Here is a 24,599-nt window from a genome sequence, read left to right as displayed (position 1 = left end):
ACCTTGGTCGGAATGTAAAATCGGTTTTGCGCCTGCAAGCCTTGCTACAGCTTGTTTCATCATTTGGGTAATTTGCTCAGAGTTCGGGCTTCGCACTAAATCATAAGCAATAATTTCATTGTTAAATAACTCTTTAATGAGGGGATAAATAGAGCTTGCCTTTCACACACTTGAACTCGGTATTCTTAATCCCTAGCCATTTCCAGTGCCAAAATGTAAGTAAGCGGGTTCTGCAGAAAATTGCTTACTTTTAACCGATTGTATCATCTTAAGTTTAAATTCAGATGAGTAATTTCACTTCTTACCCAGCAACGCTAAGCCATTGATTCTAATATGATCAAATTGATTAATCCAATGTCACAATGTTCTGCTGGCAAGTTGAAAATGCCTGCAGGGGAATCAACAATTTTTACTATTTTGAAGATAAAACTCGATGACTTGTTGCTTGAAAAAAATTGTATTTGGTCATAAAAAATCTGCACCTTAGTTGGTTATTTAATCCAACTTTTGGAGTGCAGATCAAAAGTGCGGTCAATTTTTTTAGAATTCTTTTGAAATTAAACTTTCGGCTAATTGCAAATCAAGTGTGGAATCAATATCAATGGAACGATAGGTTGGCATTAAATAAAAACGCATGGGAGCAATAAAAAAGCGTTTTTCTTCAAAGAGACTTTGGATGTCATTAATATAAATTGCGCCATTTGCACGATAAGATTTCGGTAATTTTTGGCGAGGGGCTTCAAAATCGGTTAATTCGTGAATAGGCTGAACTTCGGTGCCTTCTAAAGTGAAGGATTTATAAGGATGATGTTCACATTCGCAAGCGGAAACCACCGATTTATATTTGCCACCAAGGAAAATTTCCATTGCATTACGAATATCTAAAGCATTACGCAATGGGCTGGTTGGTTGCAAAAGTGCGGCAGTGCCTTGTGAAATATTGAGAGTTTCTAAGCAATGCAAAATAGCATCAATGGTGCGTGTATCACTTTGTGCCAAACTTTCAGGGCGTGCCACTGCTTTTGCACCATATTTTGTAGCTTCTTTTAAAATGTTTTCGCCGTCTGATGTCACGACAATTTGATCAAACATACCCGATTCTTGCGCTGCCAAAATCGCACGCCCCACCAAAGAAACACCACCCACAAGCTGTAAATTTTTGTCTTTAATTCCTTTAGAACCTGCTCTCGCAGGAATAATTGCAATTCTTATCATTATTTTCACCCTCTGTGATAAAAGTGCTGACCATTCTAGAATCTTTCCCTTGTTTTAGCAAAAACTAATCTTTAATATGGCACCACATTTTTGTTTAACAAAGAGGAAATAAAATGACTCAACTTACTCGTGAACAAGTTCTAGAACTCTTTCATCAACGCAGTTCAACACGTTATTACGATCCCGCAAAAAAAATCAGTGATGAAGATTTTGAATGTATTTTAGAGTGCGGTCGATTATCGCCGAGTTCTGTAGGCTCCGAGCCTTGGAAGTTTTTAGTGATTCAAAATAAAACCCTGCGCGAAAAAATGAAATCTTTTAGCTGGGGAATGATGAATCAGCTTGATAATTGCAGTCACCTTGTGGTGATTTTAGCGAAGAAAAATGCCCGTTATGACAGTCCATTTTTTGAGGATGTGATGGTTCGTAAAGGCTTGAACGCAGAGCAACAACAAGCCGCTCTCGCAAAATCAAAGCCTTGCAAGAAGAAGATATGAAATTGCTCGAAAGCGACCGCACTTTATTTGATTGGTGCAGTAAACAAACTTATATCGCTCTTGCAAATATGCTCACTGGCGCTGCCGCCCTTGGCATCGATTCTTGCCCAATTGAAGGTTTTCATTACGATAAAATGAATGAATGCCTCGCCGAAGAAGGATTATTCGATCCTAAAGAATATGCGGTTTCTGTCGCCGCAACCTTTGGCTACCGCTCACGTGATATTGCGAAAAAATCCCGTAAAGCGTTGGATGAAGTAGTGAGATGGGTGGAGTAAAAATCCCATTAAAAAAGGGCTGCAAATGCAGCCCTATCTTTTTTGATTATTTCACTTCTTTAAATAAAATCTCACTTGGGATTACAGAACCTTGCCAGTAAAGTTCTGTAGAGACTTTTTCGGCAAGTTGTAGGAACGATTGTGAAATTTCATTTTCAGGCACTCGCACAACAGTTGGATTGCCTGCATCTAAATCTTCACGGATACGAATGTGTAAAGGAAGTTGGGCTAATACTTTCACATTGTATTTTTCCACCATTTTCTCTGCACCGCCTGTGCCAAAAATCGCTTCGTGGTGACCGCACTTACTACAAATATGCATCGACATATTTTCCACAATGCCTAACACTGGTACGGATACTCGCTCAAACATTGAAATACCTTTTACTGCGTCAAGCAGAGCAATATCTTGTGGAGTTGTCACAACCACTGCGCCAGTCACAGGGATTTGTTGCGATAAGGTAAGTTGAATATCGCCAGTGCCAGGAGGCATATCGATAACAAGATAATCTAAACTATCCCATAGGGTTTCATTTAATAATTGGCTTAATGCACTACTCGCCATTGGGCCACGCCAAATTGTTGCGCTGTCTTCATTCATTAAAAAGCCAATGGAATTTGCAGATAAACCATGTGCTTTAATTGGGGTGATGTGTTGATTATCTGGCGAAGTTGGACGTTGATTCGCTGCGCCTAACATGTGTGGAATAGAAGGCCCATAAATATCCGCATCTAAAATCCCAACACGTGCACCTTGTGCTTGTAATGCTAAAGCTAGATTAACAGAAACCGATGATTTCCCTACGCCGCCTTTACCAGAACTCACAGCAATAATATTTTTCACACCTTTTACAGCAGGTTGATTATTTGCACGTTTAAGTGTGGCGATTTGATAAGCCACCGCCCATTTAATTAATTTACAATCTGTTGCTTTCAACAACGCATCTGAAACCGCTTGTTTTAACTGTTCTGCACCAGAATTCCACGCAAAAGGCAATTTCAATTCAATACGTAACGTATCGCCTCCCTTTTCCACTTTTTTCAAAGTATTAAGCACAATCAGATCCTTTTGCAGGGTTGGATGCTGAAATTCTTGAATAATCTGCTGAACTTGGTTTTGCTGGTCGGCAGTCAAATTATCAGAAAAGTAGGTTGCCATAATAACTTCCTGTTTAGTAGAGTAAATTTGTCGGACATATTTAATCACGGAAAGTGCGGTATGTTAAGTTAAAGTTTTTCAAACTAGAAAAAATCCCCTATTTAAAGTAAGATAAGCACAATTTTTGTATGCTAAAAAAGAGAATAATAAATGACAACTCAACCCCGTAAAATTTTAGTCACTTGCGCCTTGCCTTATGCCAATGGGGCAATTCATTTAGGCCATATGTTAGAACATATCCAAGCGGATATTTGGGTGCGTTTTCAACGTATGCGTGGCAATAAAATCCATTTTGTCTGTGCGGACGATGCGCACGGCACGCCGATTATGTTGAATGCTGATAAACTTGGCATTACACCTGAAGAATTAATTGCTAAAGCAAAAGCCGATCACATTCGTGATTTTGCAGGTTTTAATATTAGTTTTGATAACTACCATTCCACTCACAGCGAAGAAAACAAACAGCTCACTGCAGAAATTTACAATAAACTCAAAGCCAATGGCTTTATTAAGAGTAAAGTTATTTCTCAGTTATTCGACCCTGAAAAAAATATGTTCTTGCCTGATCGTTTTGTGAAAGGCACTTGCCCGAAATGTAAAGCAGAAGATCAATATGGCGATAACTGCGAAGTGTGTGCTTCTACTTATAGCCCAATGGATTTAATTAATCCTCGTTCAGCTGTTTCTGGCACAACACCTATCGTAAAAGAATCTGAACACTTTTTCTTTGACTTGCCTGCATTTGAAGGCATGTTAAAAGAATGGACTCGTTCTGGCTCACTTCAATCTGAAATTGCCAACAAAATGCAAGAATGGTTTGAAAGCGGTTTACAACAATGGGATATTTCACGCGATGCGCCTTATTTCGGTTTTGAAATTCCAGGCGCAAAAGATAAATTCTTTTATGTTTGGTTAGATGCGCCAATCGGTTATATGGCTTCATTCAAAAATCTATGTGAGCGTGAAGGCATTGATTTCAACGAATTTTGGGTTGAAGGCAGTGATGCAGAGCTTTATCATTTCATCGGTAAAGATATCGTTTATTTCCACAGTCTATTCTGGCCTGCAATGCTTGAAGGCAGCGGCTATCGTAAACCGACTAATGTGTTCGCTCATGGCTATGTCACGGTGGATGGGGCGAAGATGTCAAAATCTCGCGGCACATTCATTCAAGCCAGCACTTATTTGAATCATATCGATCCTGAATGTTTGCGTTATTACTATGCAGCAAAATTAAATGATCGCATTGAAGATTTAGACTTTAACCTTGAAGATTTCGTACAACGTGTAAATACAGATATTGTAAATAAATTAGTGAATTTAGCTTCACGCAATGCGGGCTTTATTGCGAAACGCTTTGAAGGCAAACTTGCGGATAAACTGGAAGACGAATCATTATTTGCAGAATTTACCGCTCAAGCCGAGCAAATCGCCGCTTATTACGAAAGCCGTGAATACAATAAAGCCATTCGTGAAATTATGGCATTAACGGACAAAGCCAATAAATATATTGACGAAAAATCCCCTTGGGTGATTGCAAAAGAAGAAGGCAAAGAGGCAGAATTGCAAGCCGTATGTTCAATGGGAATTGAGCTTTTCCACGTGTTGATGTCTTACTTAAAACCTGTTCTTCCAAAACTGGCAGAACGTGCAGAAGCCTTCTTACAAGCTGAATTACGTTGGGATAATATTCATCAACCATTGCTTGGTCATACCCTTGCACCGTTTAAAGCCTTATTCTCTCGTTTAGAGAAAAAACAAATTGATGCCGTTGTGGAAGAAACCAAAGCCTTATTTGCCGCAGCCAATAAAGCCACAGAAAAAACTGAAGCAAAACCAACCGCACTTTCTGCCGTTAAACCTATTGCTGAAACCATCACCATTGATGATTTTGCTAAACTTGATATGCGTGTAGCAAAAGTATTGAAATGCGAAGCGGTGCCAGAATCTAATAAACTTTTACGTTTTGAATTGGATCTTGGCGATCATACTCGTCAAATCTTCTCTGGCATTAAAGCGGCTTACAATAAGCCTGAAGAATTAAAAGGCCGTTTTGTGATTATGGTTGCAAACCTTGCACCACGTAAAATGAAATTCGGCATGTCTGAAGGAATGATTCTCTCTGCAGGAACTGGCGGTAGTGATTTATTCTTGTTATCTGCCGATAGCGGTGTCACTGCGGGCATGCAAGTAAAATAATCAATTCAATCTAAATGAGGGCAACATTACGTTGCCCTTTTATTTTCTTGTTGAAAATAGGCGGCTTATAACCTACTATAACACTCAACTATTTATCTGTTTGGAGAATATTATGAAAAACGAATTAATTTGCTATAAACAAATGCCAGTGTGGACAAAAGACAAATTGCCACAAATGTTCCAAGAAAAGCACAACACAAAAGTCGGCACTTGGGGAAAATTAACTGTATTAAAAGGTAAGCTCAAATTTTATGAGCTAACCGAAAATGGCGATATCATTGCCAAACATATTTTTACGCCAGAAAGCGACATTCCTTTTGTTGAACCTCAAGCATGGCATCGTGTTGAAGCGCTTTCTGATGATTTAGAATGTACCCTAGGTTTCTATTGCAAAAAAGAAGATTACTTCAGTAAAAAATACAACATGACAGCCACTCACGGCGATGTGGTGGATGCAGCAAAAATTATCTCGCCTTGTAAAGTATTAGATTTAGGTTGTGGACAAGGGCGTAATTCACTTTATTTAAGTTTATTGGGTTATGATGTGACCTCTTGGGATCACAATGAAAACAGCATTGCCTTTTTAAATGAAACCAAAGAGAAAGAAAACCTTAATATTTCTACCGCACTTTACGACATTAACTCTGCCAACATTCAAGAAAACTATGATTTTATTGTTTCAACGGTGGTGTTTATGTTCTTAAATCGTGAACGTGTGCCGTCAATCATTAAAAATATGCAAGAACATACCAATGTTGGCGGGTATAACTTAATCGTTGCCGCCATCTCCACTGATGATGTGCCTTGCCCACTTCCGTTCTCTTTCACTTTTGCTGAAAACGAATTGAAAGAATATTACAAAGATTGGGAATTTTTAGAATATAACGAAAATATGGGCGAATTACATAAAACCGATGAAAACGGCAATCGCATTAAAATGAAATTTGCTACGATGTTAGCGAGAAAGAAATAACCCGCTAATTTAAAAAATCACCGCACTTTGCCTCAATAAAAAAGATAACTTAGAACATATCTTTTGCTTTGCGAAGTGCGGTAAATTCTTCAAGTGTTTTTGCTTGTAAAAACGGATTAATTTCTCGCTCTAGTTTTAAGGTTGTTGGCAAACTAGGTTTATTTTCAGCTCGTTGTGTTTCAACAAAAATACGTTGTTTTTCTACCGCACTTTTTTCTACCAGCACAGTTTCCGCAAATGCTAAATTTCCCAAGGTATATTCGTGAGCAGGGCAAACAATCGTCTCGTCAGGCAATGCATTCAAACGCTGTAAACCTTCAAACATCTGCGCATAATTACCTGTGAAAACACGTCCGCAACCTGCAGAAAATAACGCATCGCCACAAAATAAATGATTATCCACTAAAAAACTAACGTGCTGTTTAGTGTGTCCACCCGTCGGAATGACATCAATTTGATAATGTGTGGTAAGGATCTTCCCTTCGTTCACAATTTGAGTTGCACCTTTTTTCTCACATTCTTGCGGCCCATAAATCGGCACTGTTGGATAACGTTTTTTAAATGCCGACACACCTTGTGTATGATCATCATGTTCGTGAGTAAGCAACACCGCTTCAACTGTTACGTTTTGCTTATCTAGCCATGTAAACAGCTTGTCCGTTTCAGGCAAATCTACAATAATAAGAGGCAGATTTTCTCGTTGATAAAGCCAAATGTAGTTATCATTCAGCGCAGGTAAAGCAAATAACATAATCGTCCCTTTAATTAGTGATAGAAAAATAAATTGATTCCACTTGAAACATTAGATGCGATCCACATTCCACCAAATCAACGCCCATTTTTTCTGTCCGTGAGAAATGGGTTCGTTATTGGCTTGTTTACGATCGTAAAAGGCTTTCAAACCTTGTTTTTCTTTTTCGGAAAGCTCGCCTAAAGAAAACTCCACCGAGGCTAATAAATCCTCGTAGCTTTCACCTTGAAAACAACCCGATTCCGTTTCAATAAAATTCAAATTTGCCTGAATGCCTTTTTGATACAACCGATTGAGTAAATAAATATAAGTGGGGAAACCAATATCTTCACGGCCAATCGCCTCAAATACGCCCTCATCTAAGAAATGGCGTTGTGTGACAGAAGTCAAAAACACACGTTTTTTCGCCTTGGCACAGAGTTTTTCGATCATATCGTCCAAATCGTCCACCAACGTTGAATGAGATGCCAACACTACATCAGCTTGTGGCACATCATCCCAATTATCCGTCCAAGATTTATGAAGTGTCGTGAGATGATGCAACCCCAATTTCTGTTTGAATTGCGCCAAGCAATCTAACATTCCATTGCTATAATCTAAGGCATATACCGTTGAACCTTGTTGTGCGAGCGGTACAGCAAAAGTACCAGGCCCACAGCCAATATCCAACACTGTTTCATCGGTTTGCACATTCATAGCTTGCAATAATTGCTGATTATATGCTGAAGGCTTGCCGACCAAATTTTCTGCCATTTTCACGGCTTTTTTATCCCATTTTGTCGGAGGCAAGTTGTAATGATTACGAGCGATTAAGTGTTGTTGATACAGTTCAGCAAAATTGATGTCGTAAATAGTCATAGTGATTTTTCAATGTAATTATTCAAATGTTGATGTAAAAGTTCGGACGAAGTGCGGTAAATTTTCGCCAAGTTTTCTAAGGTTAATAAATGTTTTTTATCGCCTTGTTGAAAGCCAAATTGTTGATCAAGCAAAACAATATTATCCCCTAAAAATGCCGCTTGTTGTGGATTATGCGTGCTAATAATAAGCGCAATATTTTGCTTTTGCAGTTGTTTTATTTTTTCTAATACTCGAATTTGATTACCAAAATCAAGGCTAGATGTCGGTTCGTCCATAATTAAAAGTTTGGCTTGTTGAGCAATCGCACGGGCAATCAACACAAGCTGTTTTTCGCCGCCACTTAATTGATGATAATAACGTTGCGCAAGATGAGCAATTTCTAACTCTTGCAATGCCATTAATGCTAAATCCAAATCAGATTTTTTCGGAGTTTGATACCACTTCAAAAAAGCACTTCTTCCCATCATCACCATATCCTGTACTAAAAAAGGAAATAAATGGGAATGCGCTTGTGGCACATAAGCAATATGCCGAGCCAATTCTGTTGGTGAATAATCAGAAAGCGATTTTCCTTGCCAAACAATATCACCACCAATAGGCGGTTGTAAACCAAGTAAAGTTTTCAAAAAGGTACTTTTGCCTGCACCATTTGCACCAAGCAAACAACAAATTTGATTTTCCTCTAGGGTAAATTGGATATGTTGAACAAGCGTTTTTCCTTCATAGCCAATGGCAAGATTTTGTGTTTCGAGTAACATTATTTTTGCCCTAGCACTAATAAATAAAGGAAAAATGGTGCACCACACGCAGAAGTCAAAATACCAAGTGGTAATTCAATCGGTGCAATCGTGCGAGCCAGCGTATCAGTAAGTAATAAAAAAGACGCACCAAGCAAATAGGCTGTTTTATGATGTTGTTTAGCAAAATCGCGAGCTTGTTTAAGGGTTTCTTCCGCATATTTAGCTTGTGCTTCAGCTTGTTTTTCGTTACCAAGCAATTTACCTAATCTTTGCTGGATTTACCGTATTTGGTTTGTTACTGCATTTTTATAGCCGTAAGAAGAAATGGGTAAAAATCAACACTCAATTTGCCGATCTCATCACACATAATCGCATGCCTTCTTACTGCAATTTAGATCGCTTGATGATGACTTTCGAACATTTTTCTATTCAACAAATCGCCGAGCAACTTAATCTTTCTCTCCCGATTTTATTAAATGAATTATCACAAGCTCAAATAAACATAACTGATTCCCACCGCACTTTACGCGAAAACTTTCCTCTCAACGATGAAAAAATTTTCGCCGCAATTACAATTGCCTTAAAAGTACGGTTCAGTCCAACATTACTCTAACTCTAATATACGTTAAAAGTGCGGTAGAAAACCCCGAAATTTTTCGGGGTTTATTTTTGCCGAAAAAATCTTGCCCCGCCATTAAAACTCCCCTATTATTCACCGCACTTTTTTCTCATTTAGGAACAAAAATGACAGAACAAACCTTTATTCTCGGCAAAGATGCCGCATTAGAAGATAGTATTGCAAAATTTCAGCAAAAATTGACCGCACTTGGTTTTAATATTGAAGAGGCATCTTGGTTGAATCCTGTGCCAAATGTGTGGTCTGTGCATATTCGCGATAAAGACTGTCCGCAGTGTTTTTCTAATGGTAAAGGGGCAAGTAAAAAAGCGGCGTTAGCCTCTGCCCTTGGTGAATATTTTGAGCGTCTTTCCACTAATTATTTCTTTGCCGATTTCTATTTAGGACAAGAAATTGCAAACGGCGATTTTGTGCATTATCCCAATGAAAAATGGTTCCCAATTGAAGACGATGCTTTACTGCCTAATGGCATTTTAGATAATTATTTATTGGATTATTTTGATCCTAATGCCGAGCTTACGCCTGAATTATTAGTCGATTTACAGTCTGGCAATTATGATCGTGGGATCGTGGCGATGCCTTATGTTCGTCAATCGGACGAACAAACCGTTTACATTCCACAAAGTATTATTGCCAACCTTTATGTCTCAAACGGGATGTCTGCGGGCAATACAAAATTTGAAGCACGCGTGCAAGGCTTGTCAGAAGTTTTTGAGCGTTATGTGAAAAACAAAATTATCGCTGAAGCGATCAGCCTGCCAGAAATTCCAAAATCTGTGATGGATCGCTATCCATCTATTCAAGCTTCTATTGCAAAATTAGAGGAAGAAGGTTTCCCAATTTATGCATTTGATGCTTCACTTGGCGGAAAATACCCTGTTATTTGCGTTGTGCTACTCAATCCGAATAACGGTACTTGCTTTGCCTCTTTTGGTGCACATCCAAATTTCCAAGTGGCATTAGAACGTACTGTGACGGAGCTTTTACAGGGTCGTAGCTTGAAAGATTTAGATGTTTTCTCACCGCCCTCTTTCAATAACGATGATGTAGCTGAACACGCTAATTTAGAAACCCACTTTATTGATTCGAGCGGTTTAATTTCTTGGGATTTATTCAAAGAAACGCCTGATTATGAATTTGCTGATTGGGATTTCAGCGGTACAACTCAGGAAGAATACAATAATTTAATGGCAATTTTCCGTACCGATGAAAAAGAAGTTTACGTAATGGATTACAACCATTTGGATGTCTATGCGTGCCGTATTATTGTGCCAGGTATGTCTGATATTTATCCTACAGACGATTTAATTTATGCCAATAACAATATGGGAATGGATTGGCGCGAAATTTTACTGGATTTACCAAACTGGCATCACGATGCAGAAACCTATCAAGAGTTATTAGAAGAATTAGATGGCCAAGATATTGACGATGCAACTCGCATGCGTGAATTTATCGGCATCGTTGCACCTAAAAATAGCGGCTGGACAACCTTACGCGTAGGGGAATTAAAATCAATGCTCCACCTTGCATTGGGTGAATTAGAACAGGCATTAGATTGGGCAAACTGGACGCTGAATATGAACAGCTCCGTATTCACTACAGAACCTGTGAATTATTACCGCACATTAATTTCCGTCATTGAATTACATTTAGATCAAAATCGCGACCCAGCACAATATCGTGCAGTATTTGAGAAAATGTATGGTAAAGATACAGTTAAACAAGCTTGGGCAGCTGTCTCTGAAGGTGGCAATCCGTTCTACAATCTTCCTGCAAGTGATGAGAATTTGGAAAACTTTAAGGAACATCAGGCGTTACTGGAGGCTTATGGGAAGTTGCAGAAAGCCAAAAAAGAAAATTGGAAATAATTAGGTCAGGATTTCGCCTGACGACGACCTACTTTCTTTTACTCGTGTAAAAGAAAGTAGGCAAAGAAAACACGCCCCAATTAAATCGCTAATCTTTGCTTTATTTCAATTTTCTTAACGGCAATTTTCTAAACTCGCTGCGCTCAAACAGACGAAAATTGCCTAAAAATTGAAAGTCGCAAAGGCGATTTATATGGGGCCCCGAATTTATCAGAGCATTATTTAAAAAGTGCGGTTAATTTTAAATTCATTTTAAGAACAAAAAATATTTTGAGTTTTGACCGCACTTTAAATCGGATAAAGAACAAATTGGGTTCCCTTCTTTTCCACCTTTGTGGAATTGAATTTGTAGGAAATTTTCGTCTGTTTGAGCGCAGCGAGTTTAGAAAATTTCCGTGAAACAAATTCAATGGAACAAAGGGAATAAGGAAAAGCAGGGTTGCCTTTCTTTTTGCCTACTTTTTCTTTGGCAAAGCAAAGAAAAAGTAGGTCGCCATCAGGCGAAATCCTAATGTAAAAAACATACCTTTATGCTATAATCCGCCACAATTTTTGATCAAAAAAGGAATACCAATGACGGATTCAATCCAATCATCTATCACCCCTGTCAATATCGAAGAAGAACTTAAATCTTCCTACCTTGACTACGCGATGTCTGTTATCGTTGGGCGTGCATTACCTGACGTTCGAGATGGTTTAAAACCTGTTCACCGCCGCGTACTATTCTCAATGGATCGCGAAGGCAATACCGCCAATAAAAAATACGTAAAATCAGCGCGTGTTGTGGGTGATGTAATCGGTAAATATCACCCGCATGGTGACTCAGCCGTGTACGATACCATCGTTCGTATGGCACAACCATTCTCACTTCGCTATATGTTGGTTGATGGGCAAGGTAACTTTGGTTCAATTGATGGTGATGCACCCGCTGCAATGCGTTATACCGAAGTGCGTATGCAAAAAATCACGCAAGCATTGCTCACTGATTTGGATAAAAAAACCGTCAATTTCTCGCCAAACTATGATGGCGAATTAATGATTCCAGATGTATTGCCGACTCGTATTCCAGCGCTTTTAGCAAATGGTTCTTCTGGTATTGCTGTGGGGATGGCAACTAACATTCCCCCTCACAACTTAAATGAAGTATTAAATGGTTGTTTGGCGTATATCGACAACAATGAAATTACTATTGATGAATTAATGCAACATATTCCAGGGCCTGACTTCCCGACTGCTGCGTTAATTAATGGTCGTAAAGGGATTGAAGAAGCCTATCGCGCTGGTCGTGGTAAAGTGTATGTTCGTGCTCGTGCAACGGTAGAAACCAACGAAAAAGGACGCGAGCAAATTATCGTGTCTGAATTGCCATACCAAGTAAATAAAGCAAAATTAGTCGAGAAAATTGCCGAATTAATTCGCGAGAAAAAAATCGAAGGCATCAGCAATATTACTGACCTTTCAAACAAAGAAGGGATCCGTATTGAAATTGATATTAAACGTGATGCAGTGGGGGAAGTGGTATTAAACCATCTTTACTCACTCACTCAAATGCAAGTGACCTTTGGTATCAATATGGTGGCATTGGATCACGGTCAGCCACGTTTATTTAATCTTAAAGAAATTATTGAAGCCTTTGTTTTACACCGCCGTGAAGTGGTTACACGTCGTTCTATCTTTGAGCTTCGCAAAGCACGTGAACGTACGCATATTTTGGAAGGTTTAGCGGTTGCTCGTTCTAATATCGATGAAATGATTGCAATTATTCGCAACTCTAAAAACCGTGAAGAAGCCGCAACAGCAATCAGTTCACGCTCTTGGACGTTACATAGCGATATTATTAATCTTCTTGATGTTTCCGCTCGTCCTGATGAGTTAGAAGAAAATCTTGGTATTCAAGGCGAACAATATTACTTATCGCCAGCGCAAGTAAACGCAATTCTAGAACTTCGTTTACACCGTTTAACGGGCATTGCGTTTGAAGAAGTTATAAAAGAATATGAAGAATTATTAGTTAAAATTGCGGATCTTCTTCATATTTTAAGTAGCGCAGAACGTTTAATGGAAGTAATTCGTGAAGAATTGGAAGAAGTAAAAGCACAATTTGGTGATGATCGTTTAACTGAAATTACCGCTGCTTCTGGCGATATTGATTTAGAAGATTTAATCGCACAAGAAGACGTGGTTGTGACGCTTTCTCACGAAGGTTATGTGAAATACCAACCACTGACTGACTATGAAGCACAACGCCGTGGCGGTAAAGGCAAATCTGCAACGAAGATGAAAGAAGAAGATTTCATCGAAAAATTACTGGTAGCAAATACTCACGATACCATCCTCTGCTTCTCTAGCCGTGGTCGTTTATATTGGTTGAAAGTATATCAACTTCCACAAGCAAGCCGTGGTGCACGCGGGCGTCCAATTGTGAATATTCTTCCGTTACAAGAAAACGAACGTATTACTGCAATCTTGCCAGTTTCTGCTTACGAAGAAGATAAATTCGTGGTCATGGCAACTGCTGGCGGTATTGTGAAGAAAATCGCCTTAACCGAATTTAGCCGTCCACGTTCAAACGGTATCATCGCATTGAATTTACGTGACGAAGATGAATTAATCGGCGTGGATATTACTAATAGCAGCAACGAAATTATGTTGTTCTCATCGCAAGGTCGCGTGGTGCGTTTTGCTGAAAATGCCGTGCGTGCAATGGGGCGTTTAGCAACAGGTGTTCGCGGTATCAAACTTGCTTTAACAAACGATATTTCTGACGATGAAAGTGCGGTCGAAATTGAAGATATTTCTGATGACAACACTGAAGCATCATTAGACTTAAATATCGATAAAGTGGTTTCTCTTGTTGTGCCAAAAGGTGAAGGGGAAATTTTAACCGCAACACAAAACGGCTACGGAAAACGCACACAATTAAGTGAATACCCAACTAAATCACGTAATACAAAAGGTGTGATTTCGATTAAAGTGAGTGAACGCAATGGTAAAGTCGTTGCCGCAACTCAAGTAGAAGAAACAGACCAAATTATGTTGATCACTGATGCAGGAACGCTTGTTCGCACACGCGTAAGCGAAGTGAGCATTGTAGGGCGTAACACGCAAGGTGTTCGTTTAATTCGTACCGCAGATGATGAACACGTAGTAAGTTTAGAGCGTGTTTGTGATGCAGATGAAGATGAAGATGATTCTTTGGAAGAAAGCAGTTCTAAAGAATAACTGGTTATAAAAGAAGAAGTGCGGTGAAATTTCACCGCACTTTTTTATGACTAATTAATTACCCGCCAAACCATCTCTAATTCGTTTTTCAAACTGATCATAATCCACTAAAAACGCATCGTGTCCGTAATCTGATGGGAATTCATAAAAATGTAGATCGACTCCACTTTGCTCTAAAAGCTGTTTACTTTTATAAAGATCAATGGGTTTAAAAAGTTGATCCGTTGTCACTGAAACCAATGTATAGCGTGCTTTAATGCGTGACAATGCTTCTTTAACATTGTCATACCCCAAACTGGGATCATACATATCCAACGCACGTAACAAATGCAAATAACTATTGGCATCAAAACGTTCTAAAAATTTTTTGCCTTGATAAGAAAGGTAGGATTCAACTTGAAAGTAATCGCCCCAAAAACTGCCATCTGATTTTGTGGCACGCCCAAAGGCTTTGGCTAGTTGTAAATCGGTGCGGTAAGTCAGCATACCTAGCATACGTGCAATAGATAACCCTTGATCTGGCGGTGTACCCTCGTAATAATCGCCGCCGTTAAAATTAGGATCATTAATTACCGCTTGACGCATTACGTGATTAAAACCTATGGCTTCAGCACTAAAATAAATGGATGAACAAAGATTTACGATATTATCCATAAAATCAGGATAATCAATCGCCCATTGATTCGCTTGCATGCCGCCAAAAGATCCACCAATAATCGCTTTTAAATGGCTAACGCCAAGATGATCAAGCAAGGCTTTTTGTACTTTGACAATATCTTGCACAACGATATTAGGAAATTGGCTACCATAAGGTTTACCCGTTTGCGGATTAATTGATGAAGGCCCAGTTGTTCCCTTGCAACCACCTAATACGTTCGAGCTAATAAAAAAATAACGATCCGTATCCAATGCCAAACCTGCTCCCATAAAATTCTGCCACCAACCATCGCGACCATCATCGAAATAAGGCTCAGCATCGCCAGTCAAAGCGTGGCAAATTAATACCGCATTATTTTTCTCATCATTGAGCGTGCCATAAGTTTGATACGCGACATTAATATAGGAAAGTTTGCCGCCAAGCATCAGAGTTAAAGGCTGTGTGTCAAAAAGCACTACATTTTGCACAGACATTGAAAACCTATCGTAATAATCAGAATGGCGTTTAAACTATCAGTAAGTCGATTAGCTTGTCAAGAAATTTTAGCCGTCTAAACGGCTAAATTATCGCACATCAATGCAATTCACAAAATCCATCAAATTCTCCTTGAAGTGCGGTCGATTTTTCATTATGTTTACCGCTATGCTAGTAAAAAAATTCTCCCCAAAATTCACCGCACTTTTTCGCGCACTATTCTACGCAATCTTTGCATTGATTATACTTTGCTTGCTAGTGGATCGAGGCGTAAGTTTTTATGTTCGCGATAAAATATTCATAAATATTGATGAACTCCCCTTTCGCCCTTACGCCCTTGTGCTTGGCACATCAAAATACACCGCCAGCGGAAAACCGAACGTTTATTACGATAGTCGCTTAATGGCAGCTAAAAGCCTAATCGAACAACAAAAAGTGAATTATCTTTTATTAAGTGGCGACAACCGAACTTTGCAATATAACGAACCAAGAGCAATGTTTCGCGATTTACGCAAAATGGGTGTGCCAGAAACTTTAATGTTCCGTGATTTTGCAGGTTTTCGCACCCTTGATTCCGTTATCCGCGCCGATAAAATTTTCCAAGTGCAAGCATTTACGATTGTCAGTCAAAAATTTCATTGCGAACGCGCTCTATTAATTGCCCAAGCACATAATATTGATGCCATTTGCTTTGTGGCAAAACAGCCAGAATTACATTTTTCCACACAAATAAGAGAAGTTTTTGCCCGCATAAAAGCGGTTTTTGACTTGATATTAGGTGTTGAGCCTTATTTTTTAGGGGAACCTCAGCCATTGCCAAACAGCACCACATTATAATAAATCATATTTCTTCTATTTTTCTAAAATCACACTAATCTAAACTTGTTAAATAAACACAAACTGGTTAAAATCCAACCGATAAGGAAAATACTGTTTTATGCTAAAGGGTTTACTTTAATTGTCGTTGAACTCACAACTTTGTTAGGTTAAATTATGAAACAAGAATCCCAAAAGCAAGCAAAATTGTAAAAAAAACTTCTTAGTATTCTAATCTCTTCTGCCCTTTCTACTACGGCTTTTGCCACTGATTATCAAAATGTTGATGAAAAAATTACTGGAGAAACCCCCATTGGTCATGAAGTTAAGGAAGCTACCAATACCGTTACTGGTAATGTAAAGATTCGAGTAACCCCAAAATATCCCCAAAAATACACTTACCCAAAAGGACTTGTTATCCGAGCTGATCGAACTGAGGAAATTCAAGGAAAAAGCGATATTGCTGTTACTTTAGCTAGTGAAAATAATACCCATACTTCACCCGATTCTAACGCTGCTTACGGTATTGCAGTTGGGTATGATCATGATGGCACTGGCACAAATAATACTATTTTAACACTAAAAGATAATGTCAAAATTAATGTTGATAACACAGAAAAAACTATTTTAAGCGTTTATAGCATTCCTGGTGCATCAACACAAATAGGTCAGCAATTAACAGGGATTCGTATTTATAGAAAAGATTCAAATAAATCTACACCTATTTTTAATGCTGAAAAAGAACTCACAATTGATGTAAAAGATAAAACAGAGAAAAAAATAGTCATAAAGGTTACCAAGGCACCGTGGGTGTGAAATATTCTTGGAAATAATATTCCAAAAAATAAGGGCTGATTTTAAATATCAGCCCTTTGTTTTAATGATAAATTTTATTCCACCACAGCCCAAAATTCGGCTACGGTGTGGAAAGATCCAAAGACTAAAACAACATCATTCTTTACCGCACTTTTGAGTGCTGTACACACACCATCCATAACAGAATTATCTGATGTAGCTTGAATATTTGGGAAATTGCTTTTCAATTTCTCTGCTAATTCATCGCCTGACTGCCCGCGATAGCCGCCTAAGGTTACACAATGCCATTCATCAATAATAGGCGTTAAATGCGCAAATACCCCATTTGCATCTTTGTCTTTGAGCATCCCACATACGGCAATAATTTTGCCCTCAATGTTGCATTTAAGTGCGGTCAATTTTTCAGATAAATATTTTGCGGCATGAGGATTATGCCCCACATCAACGATGATTGTTGGCAAGGTTTCAACTGGTACGCCAAGATAATCCGCTAATTTCTCACGTTTATCTGTTTTTATAGCTTGAAAACGACCAACCAGTTCTACCTCTTGCAAAGATTTTCGCAAAGTCTGTTCTGAAATATCAAAAGGTAAATATTGAACAGCAGCAAGAGCCGTTGCGGCATTCGCCAATGGAATCTGACAAAACGGCAAATTTTCTAACCGCACTTTTTTATTTTGCCATTGCCAATTTTCAGTATTTTGCTCAAACGACCAATCCACATCACGACGAGCAACTTGGCAATGTAATTTTTCAGCCTGATCTAAAATTGTTTGTGGCACATTAGGTTCACCAATCACGACAGGGCAATTTTCGCGGAAAATTCCTGCTTTTTCAAAAGCAATGGCCTCTCTGCTATCCCCAAGAAAATCGGTGTGATCAATATCGATGCTAGTAATCACAGCAAGATGGCTATCCACAATATTGGTCGCATCTAAACGACCACCCAACCCCACTTCTAAAATCACCACATCTAATTTTGCTTGCTTAAATAAATGCAAGGCAGAAAGGGTGCTAAATTCAAAATAAGTCAGCGATTCTGTTTTATTTTCATCAATAAAAGTAAAAGAGGCTGTGTGTGCTTCATCGGGTAAATCTTGATTTTGAATGCGTACTCGCTCGTTATAACGCAATAAATGGGGCGAAGAATACACGCCTACACGTAATCCGTGATTAAGCAGAATCGTTTCTAACAAGCGACAAGTCGTGCCTTTACCATTCGTCCCCCCCACAGTTATCACATAAGGGGCGGGATGAAGTAAATCCAATTTTTCTGCCACAGATTGAATACGATCTAAACCAAGATCAATAGGTTTAAAATGGCTTTTTTCTAAATAAGAAAGCCACTCAGCGAGTGGCGAAGTGGCTTTAAGTTGCATATTATTCATCTTCTGAAATGAGTTCAGGTTCTACAAAAGGAGATGGTTGATTCGTTAATTTACTCAGTACACTTGCCAAAGTTTGACGCATTTCCGAACGTTTCACGATCATATCAATTGCCCCTTTCTCAAGTAGAAACTCACTACGTTGGAAACCTTCTGGCAATTTTTCACGCACAGTTTGTTCAATAACGCGTGGTCCTGCAAAACCAATTAAGGCTTTTGGCTCGGCAATATTTAAATCCCCTAACATCGCAAAACTGGCTGATACGCCGCCTAAAGTCGGATCCGTTAATACCGAAATAAACGGCACGCCTTTTTCACGCATTTGGGCAAGCACCGCGCTAGTTTTTGCCATTTGCATTAAAGAAAACAAGGCTTCTTGCATACGAGCACCACCACTCGCAGAGAAACATACAAACGGACAATTCATTTCCATCGCTTTTTCAGCCGCTTTAACAAATTTTGCACCAACTACAGAACCCATTGAACCGCCCATAAAAGCAAAGTTCGATGCAGCCACAACAATTGGCATATCATAAAGCGTGCCTGTCATAGTAATTAGCGCGTCTTTCTCGCCCGTTTCTTTTTGTGCCGCATTGATACGATCTTTATATTTCTTTAAATCTTTAAATTTTAAAATATCTTTTGGTTCTAAATCTGCCGCAATTTCTTGGCTTGAATCTTCGTCCAATAAATTTAATAAACGCTCACGAGCATCAATACGCATATGATGACCACATTTCGGGCAAACATACAGATTACGTTTGAGTTCTTCACTATAAAGTACTTGTTCACAAGCAGTACATTTTGTCCATACGCCTTCTGGCACATTGGCTTTTCGAGTGGAAGAAGAAGGACTTTTACTAAAAATTCGGTTAATCCAGCTCATTTTTTGACCTTTTTATTGACTAGAAAATTGCGCATATTAGAACATAAATTTATAGAATTTGCTACTTGTAAGACCGTTTTTGTACTGCTCCGATTTCCTTTTAAACAAGATAATTTGCTCTCCTCTTATTGAACATTTTTTTTATTTTTTTGTCTTACAGACCACGTTATCTGAAATCTATTTTGGAGTATTTATGAAAAAAACACGTTTTGTATTAAATAGTATTGCACTTGGATTAAGTGTATTAAGCACATCATTTGTTGCTCAAGCCACTTTGCCAAGTTTTGTTTCGGAACAAAACAGTCTTGCACCAATGTTAGAAAAAGTACAACCTGCCGTTGTCACTCTTTCCGTTGAAGGAAAAGCTAAAGTAGATTCTCGTTCTCCTTTCCTAGACGATATTCCTGAAGAATTTAAATTCTTCTTTGGCGATCGTTTTGCCGAACAATTTGGTGGACGTGGAGAGTCAAAGCGTAACTTCCGTGGTTTAGGTTCTGGTGTCATTATTAATGCAAGCAAAGGCTATGTTTTAACCAATAATCATGTTATTGATGGAGCTGATAAAATTACCGTGCAATTACAAGATGGGCGTGAATTTAAAGCAAAATTAGTGGGTAAAGATGAACAATCAGATATTGCATTAGTACAGCTTGAAAAACCAAGTAATTTAACAGAAATCAAATTTGCTGATTCCGACAAATTACGCGTAGGCGATTTCACTGTTGCAATCGGTAATCCATTTGGTTTAGGTCAAACTGTGACATCAGGTATTGTTTCTGCATTGGGTCGTTCAACAGGTTCTGACAGTGGCACTTATGAAAACTATATTCAAACCGATGCAGCAGTAAACCGCGGTAATTCGGGTGGTGCATTAGTCAATCTAAATGGCGAACTTATTGGAATTAATACCGCAATTATTTCTCCAAGCGGTGGCAATGCAGGAATTGCCTTTGCGATTCCAAGTAATCAAGCAAGCAATTTAGTACAACAAATTTTAGAATTTGGTCAAGTGCGTCGCGGATTGCTTGGTATTAAAGGTGGCGAACTCAATGCTGATTTAGCCAAAGCCTTTAATGTAAGCGCGCAACAAGGCGCATTTGTAAGTGAAGTTTTACCGAAATCTGCTGCTGAAAAAGCAGGACTTAAAGCGGGCGATATTATCACGGCGATGAACGGTCAAAAAATCTCAAGTTTCGCTGAAATTCGTGCAAAAATCGCAACCACTGGTGCAGGCAAAGAGATTAGCTTGACTTACTTACGTGATGGCAAATCCCACGACGTTAAAATGAAATTACAAGCGGATGATGGTAGCCAACTTTCCTCAAAAACTGAGTTGCCTGCATTAGATGGCGCAACATTGAAAGACTACGATGCTAAAGGCGTTAAAGGAATTGAAATCACAAAAATTCAACCTAATTCGCTGGCTGCACAACGTGGTTTAAAATCGGGCGATATTATTATTGGTATTAATCGCCAAATGATCGAAAACATTCGTGAATTAAATAAAGTGCTTAAAACTGAACCGTCAGCAGTTGCACTTAATATTTTACGAGGTAACAGTAATTTCTATTTATTAGTGCAATAATCTGCTTGATATATTTAAGAAAAAAGTCCGATCACAATGATCGGACTTCTTTTTATGCAGCAATCGTTCTTAACAAATCCACCACAAATTCTAACCGCACTTTGTTATCGGATAGATCTTTCATAAACTTAAATTTTAATGGGCCATCAAATCGATACACAATAGGTTCTTTTTGAATTAATTGAATAAATTTATCTGGATTCACTTGTGCTTTTGCTGAAAACTCAATAAAACCGCCTTGTGTTCCAGCATCAATTCGCACAACGTTCAACGGCTCAACCAATAAACGTAACTCTGTAATTTGTAATAAATTTTTCGTTGCATCAGGCAATAATCCAAATCTGTCAATCAACTCAACTTTTAATTCATCTAATTCTGCTTTACTCTCTGCTGCAGCAATGCGTTTATAAAAGGATAAACGCATATTCACGTCTCCTAGATAATCATCAGGCAGTAAAGCAGGCACACGCAATTCAATATCCGCTTGTTGTTGCGTCAATTCTTCTAATGATGGTTCACGCCCTTCTTTTAACGCTTTAACCGCTGCATCCAATAATTCCATATAAAGCGAAAAACCGATGCTTTCAATTTGTCCACTTTGTTCGTTTCCAAGTAATTCGCCAGCACCACGAATCTCTAAATCGTGGGTTGCCAAGATAAAACCAGCCCCAAGATTATCAAGATTTTCCAACGCATCTAGACGGCGTTCAGCATCTTTTGTCATCATCTTTGGCGGTGGCGTAAGCAAATAAGCATAAGCCTGATGATGTGAACGCCCAACTCGTCCACGTAATTGATGCAACTGAGCCAAACCAAAATGATCCGCTCGTTCAATAATAATGGTATTTGCCGTTGGTACATCAATACCCGTTTCGATAATGGTTGAACAAACTAAGACGTTATAACGCTGATGATAAAAATCACTCATCACACGTTCTAACTCACGTTCTCTCATTTGTCCATGCCCTACAATCACTCGTGCTTCTGGCACAAGTGCGGTCAGTTTTTCTGCTGTATTTTCAATGCTTGCGACATCATTGTGGAGATAATAAACCTGCCCACCTCGGAGAATTTCACGCAAAATCGCTTCTCGTACAACAAGATCGTCATTCTGACGGACGAAGGTTTTAATACTTAATCGGCGCGCAGGAGGCGTAGAAATAATGGAAAGATCACGAATGCCATTCATCGCCATATTAAGCGTTCGAGGAATTGGCGTTGCCGTTAGCGTAAGAATATCGATATTCGCACGAAGCTGTTTGATTTTCTCTTTTTGCCCTACACCAAAACGATGTTCTTCATCAATAATCAACAATCCAAGATCGTTAAATTTTACATCTGATTGAATTAATTTATGGGTACCAATCAGTATATCGACTTTGCCTTCTGTAAGGTTTTCCAGAATTTGTTTTTGTTCTTTTGCAGTTTTGAAACGCGATAACACTTCGACATTCACAGGTAAATTCGCAAAACGATCTTTAAAATTCTCATAATGCTGTTGGGCTAACAGTGTGGTTGGCACTAGCACTGCTACTTGCTTATGATTCATCACAGCCAAAAAGGCAGCGCGCATTGCCACTTCAGTTTTACCAAAACCCACATCACCACAAACAAGGCGATCCATTGCTTTTGGCTGACACATATCCGAAATTACCGCATTAATTGCCATTTCCTGATCGTAGGTTTCTTCAAAAGGAAAGGTTGCGGAAAATTGTTGAAATTCTTCACGATCATATTTAAAGGCAAAGCCTTTCTTCGCTTCACGTTGTGCGTAAACATCTAATAACTCTGCCGCCACATCACGAATTTTCTCCGCTGCTTTTTGGCGTGATTTCGCCCAAGCCTCGTTCCCTAATTTATGTAATGGCGCACTTTCATCAGAACCACCAACATAACGGCTAATCAAATGTAATGAAGTCACTGGCACATAAAGTTTCGATTCATTTGCATAATTTAGTAGCAAATATTCGGCTTTAATGCCGCCTGTATCTAAGGTAATCAAACCGCCATAACGTCCCACACCGTGATCAAGATGCACAACTGGCTGCCCTATTTTCAGTTCGGCAAGATTTCGTACAAGCGTATCAGGATTAATTGTTTTACGTTTGTCTCTAGAACGTTGTTGAACACGTTCGCCAAGCAAATTAGCTTCGCCAATAATCGCAACAGGAAGCGATTGTTCAATTATAAAACCTTGTTCAAGAGAGCTGACTAACAAGCTAAATTTTTCATTTTCAATCTGTTCCAAAGATTGAATTTGTTTTGGCTTGAGTTTTAACGGTGAAAGCAAATCAAGCAAAGTCTCTCGGCGACCTTCCGTCTCCACAGAAAACAATAAATTTCCTTTAAAATGCTCAATAAATTGGCGGAGTTGTCCCAATGGTTCTTTTTGCTGGGATTGAATGGTCACTTCTGGTAGAGCGGCAACAGGTAAATTTTTCTGGCGTACCGATGACCGCACTTTTTCCGCTTTAAATGTAATACGTGGATAAGATTTCAATCGGCGATTGACTTCATCTACATTAAGCCATAATTTTTCAGGCGATAAAAGCGGACGCATCGGATCCACTTTACGTTGTTCATAACGCTGTTTGGCATCTTGATAAAAACGCTCGCCTTGCGTTTGGTTATTTTCCATATCCACAAACAGCGTTTGTTCTGGCAAATAATCAAACAAAGTCGCCATTTCAGCAAAGAAAAGTGGCTGCCAATATTCAATGCCAGAAATCAAGGTACCTTTACTAATTTGCTGATAAATATGTTCGGGCTCTCGGCGAATCTCCCCAAAGGTTTCACGAAATTGCGCACGAAAAAATTCAATCCCTTTGTCATCCGTTGGAAATTCGTGAGCCGGCAAAAGATTAATTGAGTTAATTTCATCAAGAGTACGTTGCGTATCCACATCAAAAGTGCGAATGGAATCAATTTCATCATCAAAAAAATCAAGGCGAAAAGGCACCACACTTCCCATTGGGAAAAGATCCAACAAGGCTCCACGAACCGCGTATTCACCGTGTTCTAATACTTGCTCCACAGCTCGATAGCCCGCAGCTTCTAATTGTAAGCGCATTTTATCGATGACCAAACGATCGCCTTTTTTAATCAGAAGCACATTGTGTTGTAAATATTGTGGCGGGCAAAGGCGTTGCATTAATGTCGAAATTGGCAATAAGAAAATGCCTTTTTTCGCATTTTGTAAATGGAAAAGCGCACTTAAACGAGAGGAAATAATTTCTTGATGGGGAGAAAAGGTATCGTAAGGTAAGGTTTCCCAGTCAGGAAATACGCATACATTTTGACTGCTTAATTCCGATAAAACACGTGATAAACGCACCGCACTTCGAGTATCTGGTGTCACCACTACGGTTAAACTTTGATTTTGCTCTGCAATTTCACTAATCGCCAATGCATCAGCACCTGGTAATACATTGCCTAAAATTTTGTGATCATTGGGTTGGGTTGGAATATCAGGTTGGAAAAAAGCCGTTTTCATAAATATAAATAATGCGTCAATCTTGTATAAAAATTGACGCATAGTGTACTGGAATTTGCTCTATCTTTCAATAAGTTCACTGT

The 24,599-nt window shown here is 38.9% G+C and carries 16 protein-coding genes and 4 pseudogenes; 8 read left to right on the top strand and 12 right to left on the bottom strand.

All coding sequences use genetic code 11. The features are described from left to right. The 3 genes and pseudogenes from HMPREF2813_RS10150 to HMPREF2813_RS06145 form a co-directional block, all read right to left on the bottom strand. Nucleotides 1-181: pseudogene (locus tag HMPREF2813_RS10150) on the bottom strand (hypothetical protein); the annotation flags it as partial. 17 nt (nt 182-198) lie between these two features. After that, nucleotides 199-469, bottom strand: a pseudogene (locus HMPREF2813_RS10145) (helix-turn-helix domain-containing protein); the annotation flags it as partial. 71 nt (nt 470-540) lie between these two features. Beyond that, a complete protein-coding gene (locus HMPREF2813_RS06145) occupies nt 541-1,215 on the bottom strand; it encodes a 5-acetyl neuraminic acid cytidyl-transferase (RefSeq protein ID WP_041174621.1) in 675 nt (224 codons plus the stop codon). 113 nt (nt 1,216-1,328) lie between these two features. Here HMPREF2813_RS06145 and HMPREF2813_RS06140 point away from each other — a divergent pair. Then, a pseudogene (locus HMPREF2813_RS06140) lies at nt 1,329-1,990 on the top strand (NAD(P)H-dependent oxidoreductase). A gap of 46 nt (nt 1,991-2,036) precedes the next feature. Here the strand turns inward: HMPREF2813_RS06140 and apbC are convergent. After that, complete coding sequence (apbC, locus tag HMPREF2813_RS06135) at nt 2,037-3,149, bottom strand: iron-sulfur cluster carrier protein ApbC (protein ID WP_014550715.1); 1,113 nt, start codon at nt 3,147-3,149, stop codon at nt 2,037-2,039. 150 nt (nt 3,150-3,299) lie between these two features. Here apbC and metG point away from each other — a divergent pair, with 150 nt between their 5' ends. Together metG and tehB are read left to right on the top strand one after the other, a co-directional pair. Further along, entirely contained in the window at nt 3,300-5,348 is a 2,049-nt protein-coding gene (gene metG / locus HMPREF2813_RS06130; protein ID WP_014550714.1) for a methionine--tRNA ligase, read from the top strand. Between the two features lie 112 nt (nt 5,349-5,460). After that, the gene (gene tehB, locus HMPREF2813_RS06125; RefSeq protein ID WP_014550713.1) at nt 5,461-6,321 is read left to right on the top strand and encodes an SAM-dependent methyltransferase TehB; all 861 of its coding nucleotides are present in this window, start codon (nt 5,461-5,463) and stop codon (nt 6,319-6,321) included. Between the two features lie 49 nt (nt 6,322-6,370). Here the strand turns inward: tehB and gloB are convergent, their stop codons facing one another. The 4 genes and pseudogenes from gloB to HMPREF2813_RS09885 form a co-directional block, all read right to left on the bottom strand. Beyond that, complete coding sequence (gene gloB, locus HMPREF2813_RS06120; RefSeq protein ID WP_014550712.1) at nt 6,371-7,072, bottom strand: hydroxyacylglutathione hydrolase; 702 nt, start codon at nt 7,070-7,072, stop codon at nt 6,371-6,373. Nucleotides 7,073-7,123: 51 nt separating this feature from the next. Beyond that, the gene (locus HMPREF2813_RS06115; RefSeq protein ID WP_014550711.1) at nt 7,124-7,930 is read right to left on the bottom strand and encodes a class I SAM-dependent DNA methyltransferase; all 807 of its coding nucleotides are present in this window, start codon (nt 7,928-7,930) and stop codon (nt 7,124-7,126) included. Continuing rightward, on the bottom strand, nt 7,927-8,691 hold the full coding sequence (locus HMPREF2813_RS06110) for an ABC transporter ATP-binding protein (RefSeq protein WP_014550710.1): 765 nt from the start codon (nt 8,689-8,691) through the stop codon (nt 7,927-7,929). The genes HMPREF2813_RS06115 and HMPREF2813_RS06110 overlap by 4 nt, the downstream gene beginning before the upstream one ends. Beyond that, nucleotides 8,691-8,837, bottom strand: a pseudogene (locus HMPREF2813_RS09885) (iron chelate uptake ABC transporter family permease subunit); the annotation flags it as partial. The gene HMPREF2813_RS06110 and the pseudogene HMPREF2813_RS09885, both read right to left, overlap by 1 nt. A 62-nt stretch (nt 8,838-8,899) precedes the next feature. Here HMPREF2813_RS09885 and HMPREF2813_RS06100 point away from each other — a divergent pair. The 3 genes from HMPREF2813_RS06100 (at nt 8,900) to gyrA (ending at nt 14,403) form a co-directional block, all read left to right on the top strand. After that, the gene (locus tag HMPREF2813_RS06100; protein ID WP_014550709.1) at nt 8,900-9,286 is read left to right on the top strand and encodes a hypothetical protein; all 387 of its coding nucleotides are present in this window, start codon (nt 8,900-8,902) and stop codon (nt 9,284-9,286) included. Nucleotides 9,287-9,417: 131 nt separating this feature from the next. Then, nucleotides 9,418-11,181, top strand: coding sequence for a 30S ribosomal protein S12 methylthiotransferase accessory factor YcaO (ycaO, locus tag HMPREF2813_RS06095; RefSeq protein WP_048946890.1), 1,764 nt, complete (start codon nt 9,418-9,420; stop codon nt 11,179-11,181). A 573-nt stretch (nt 11,182-11,754) separates the two neighbouring features. Then, entirely contained in the window at nt 11,755-14,403 is a 2,649-nt protein-coding gene (gyrA, locus tag HMPREF2813_RS06090; protein ID WP_014550707.1) for a DNA topoisomerase (ATP-hydrolyzing) subunit A, read from the top strand. A gap of 54 nt (nt 14,404-14,457) precedes the next feature. Here gyrA and HMPREF2813_RS06085 read toward each other — a convergent pair whose 3' ends face one another. Further along, entirely contained in the window at nt 14,458-15,534 is a 1,077-nt protein-coding gene (locus HMPREF2813_RS06085; RefSeq protein ID WP_005659627.1) for a homoserine O-acetyltransferase MetX, read from the bottom strand. Nucleotides 15,535-15,691: 157 nt separating this feature from the next. On the opposite strand from HMPREF2813_RS06085, the gene HMPREF2813_RS06080 reads away from it, so the two are divergent. After that, a complete protein-coding gene (locus HMPREF2813_RS06080) occupies nt 15,692-16,372 on the top strand; it encodes a SanA/YdcF family protein (RefSeq protein ID WP_005659629.1) in 681 nt (226 codons plus the stop codon). Nucleotides 16,373-17,241: 869 nt separating this feature from the next. On the opposite strand, the gene folC is transcribed toward HMPREF2813_RS06080, so the two are convergent. Continuing rightward, a complete protein-coding gene (gene folC, locus HMPREF2813_RS06075) occupies nt 17,242-18,546 on the bottom strand; it encodes a bifunctional tetrahydrofolate synthase/dihydrofolate synthase (RefSeq protein ID WP_041174620.1) in 1,305 nt (434 codons plus the stop codon). 1 nt (nt 18,547) lies between these two features. Beyond that, a complete protein-coding gene (gene accD, locus HMPREF2813_RS06070) occupies nt 18,548-19,438 on the bottom strand; it encodes an acetyl-CoA carboxylase, carboxyltransferase subunit beta (RefSeq protein ID WP_005653009.1) in 891 nt (296 codons plus the stop codon). Nucleotides 19,439-19,631: 193 nt separating this feature from the next. Between accD and HMPREF2813_RS06065 the strand changes: the two genes are divergently transcribed. Continuing rightward, nucleotides 19,632-21,023 carry a DegQ family serine endoprotease gene (locus HMPREF2813_RS06065; protein WP_005687316.1) on the top strand — a complete coding sequence of 464 codons (1,392 nt, stop codon included), beginning with the start codon at nt 19,632-19,634 and terminating at the stop codon, nt 21,021-21,023. A gap of 52 nt (nt 21,024-21,075) precedes the next feature. Here HMPREF2813_RS06065 and mfd read toward each other — a convergent pair whose 3' ends face one another. After that, complete coding sequence (mfd, locus tag HMPREF2813_RS06060; protein ID WP_014550705.1) at nt 21,076-24,516, bottom strand: transcription-repair coupling factor; 3,441 nt, start codon at nt 24,514-24,516, stop codon at nt 21,076-21,078. Between the last annotated feature and the right edge of the window lie 83 nt (nt 24,517-24,599).

The organism is Haemophilus sp. HMSC066A11, assembly GCF_001811665.1.
Lineage (GTDB): Bacteria > Pseudomonadota > Gammaproteobacteria > Enterobacterales > Pasteurellaceae > Haemophilus > Haemophilus influenzae.
The sequence above is the reverse complement of the archived record's forward strand: the minus strand, read 5'-3'. Positions and strand labels throughout refer to the sequence as shown.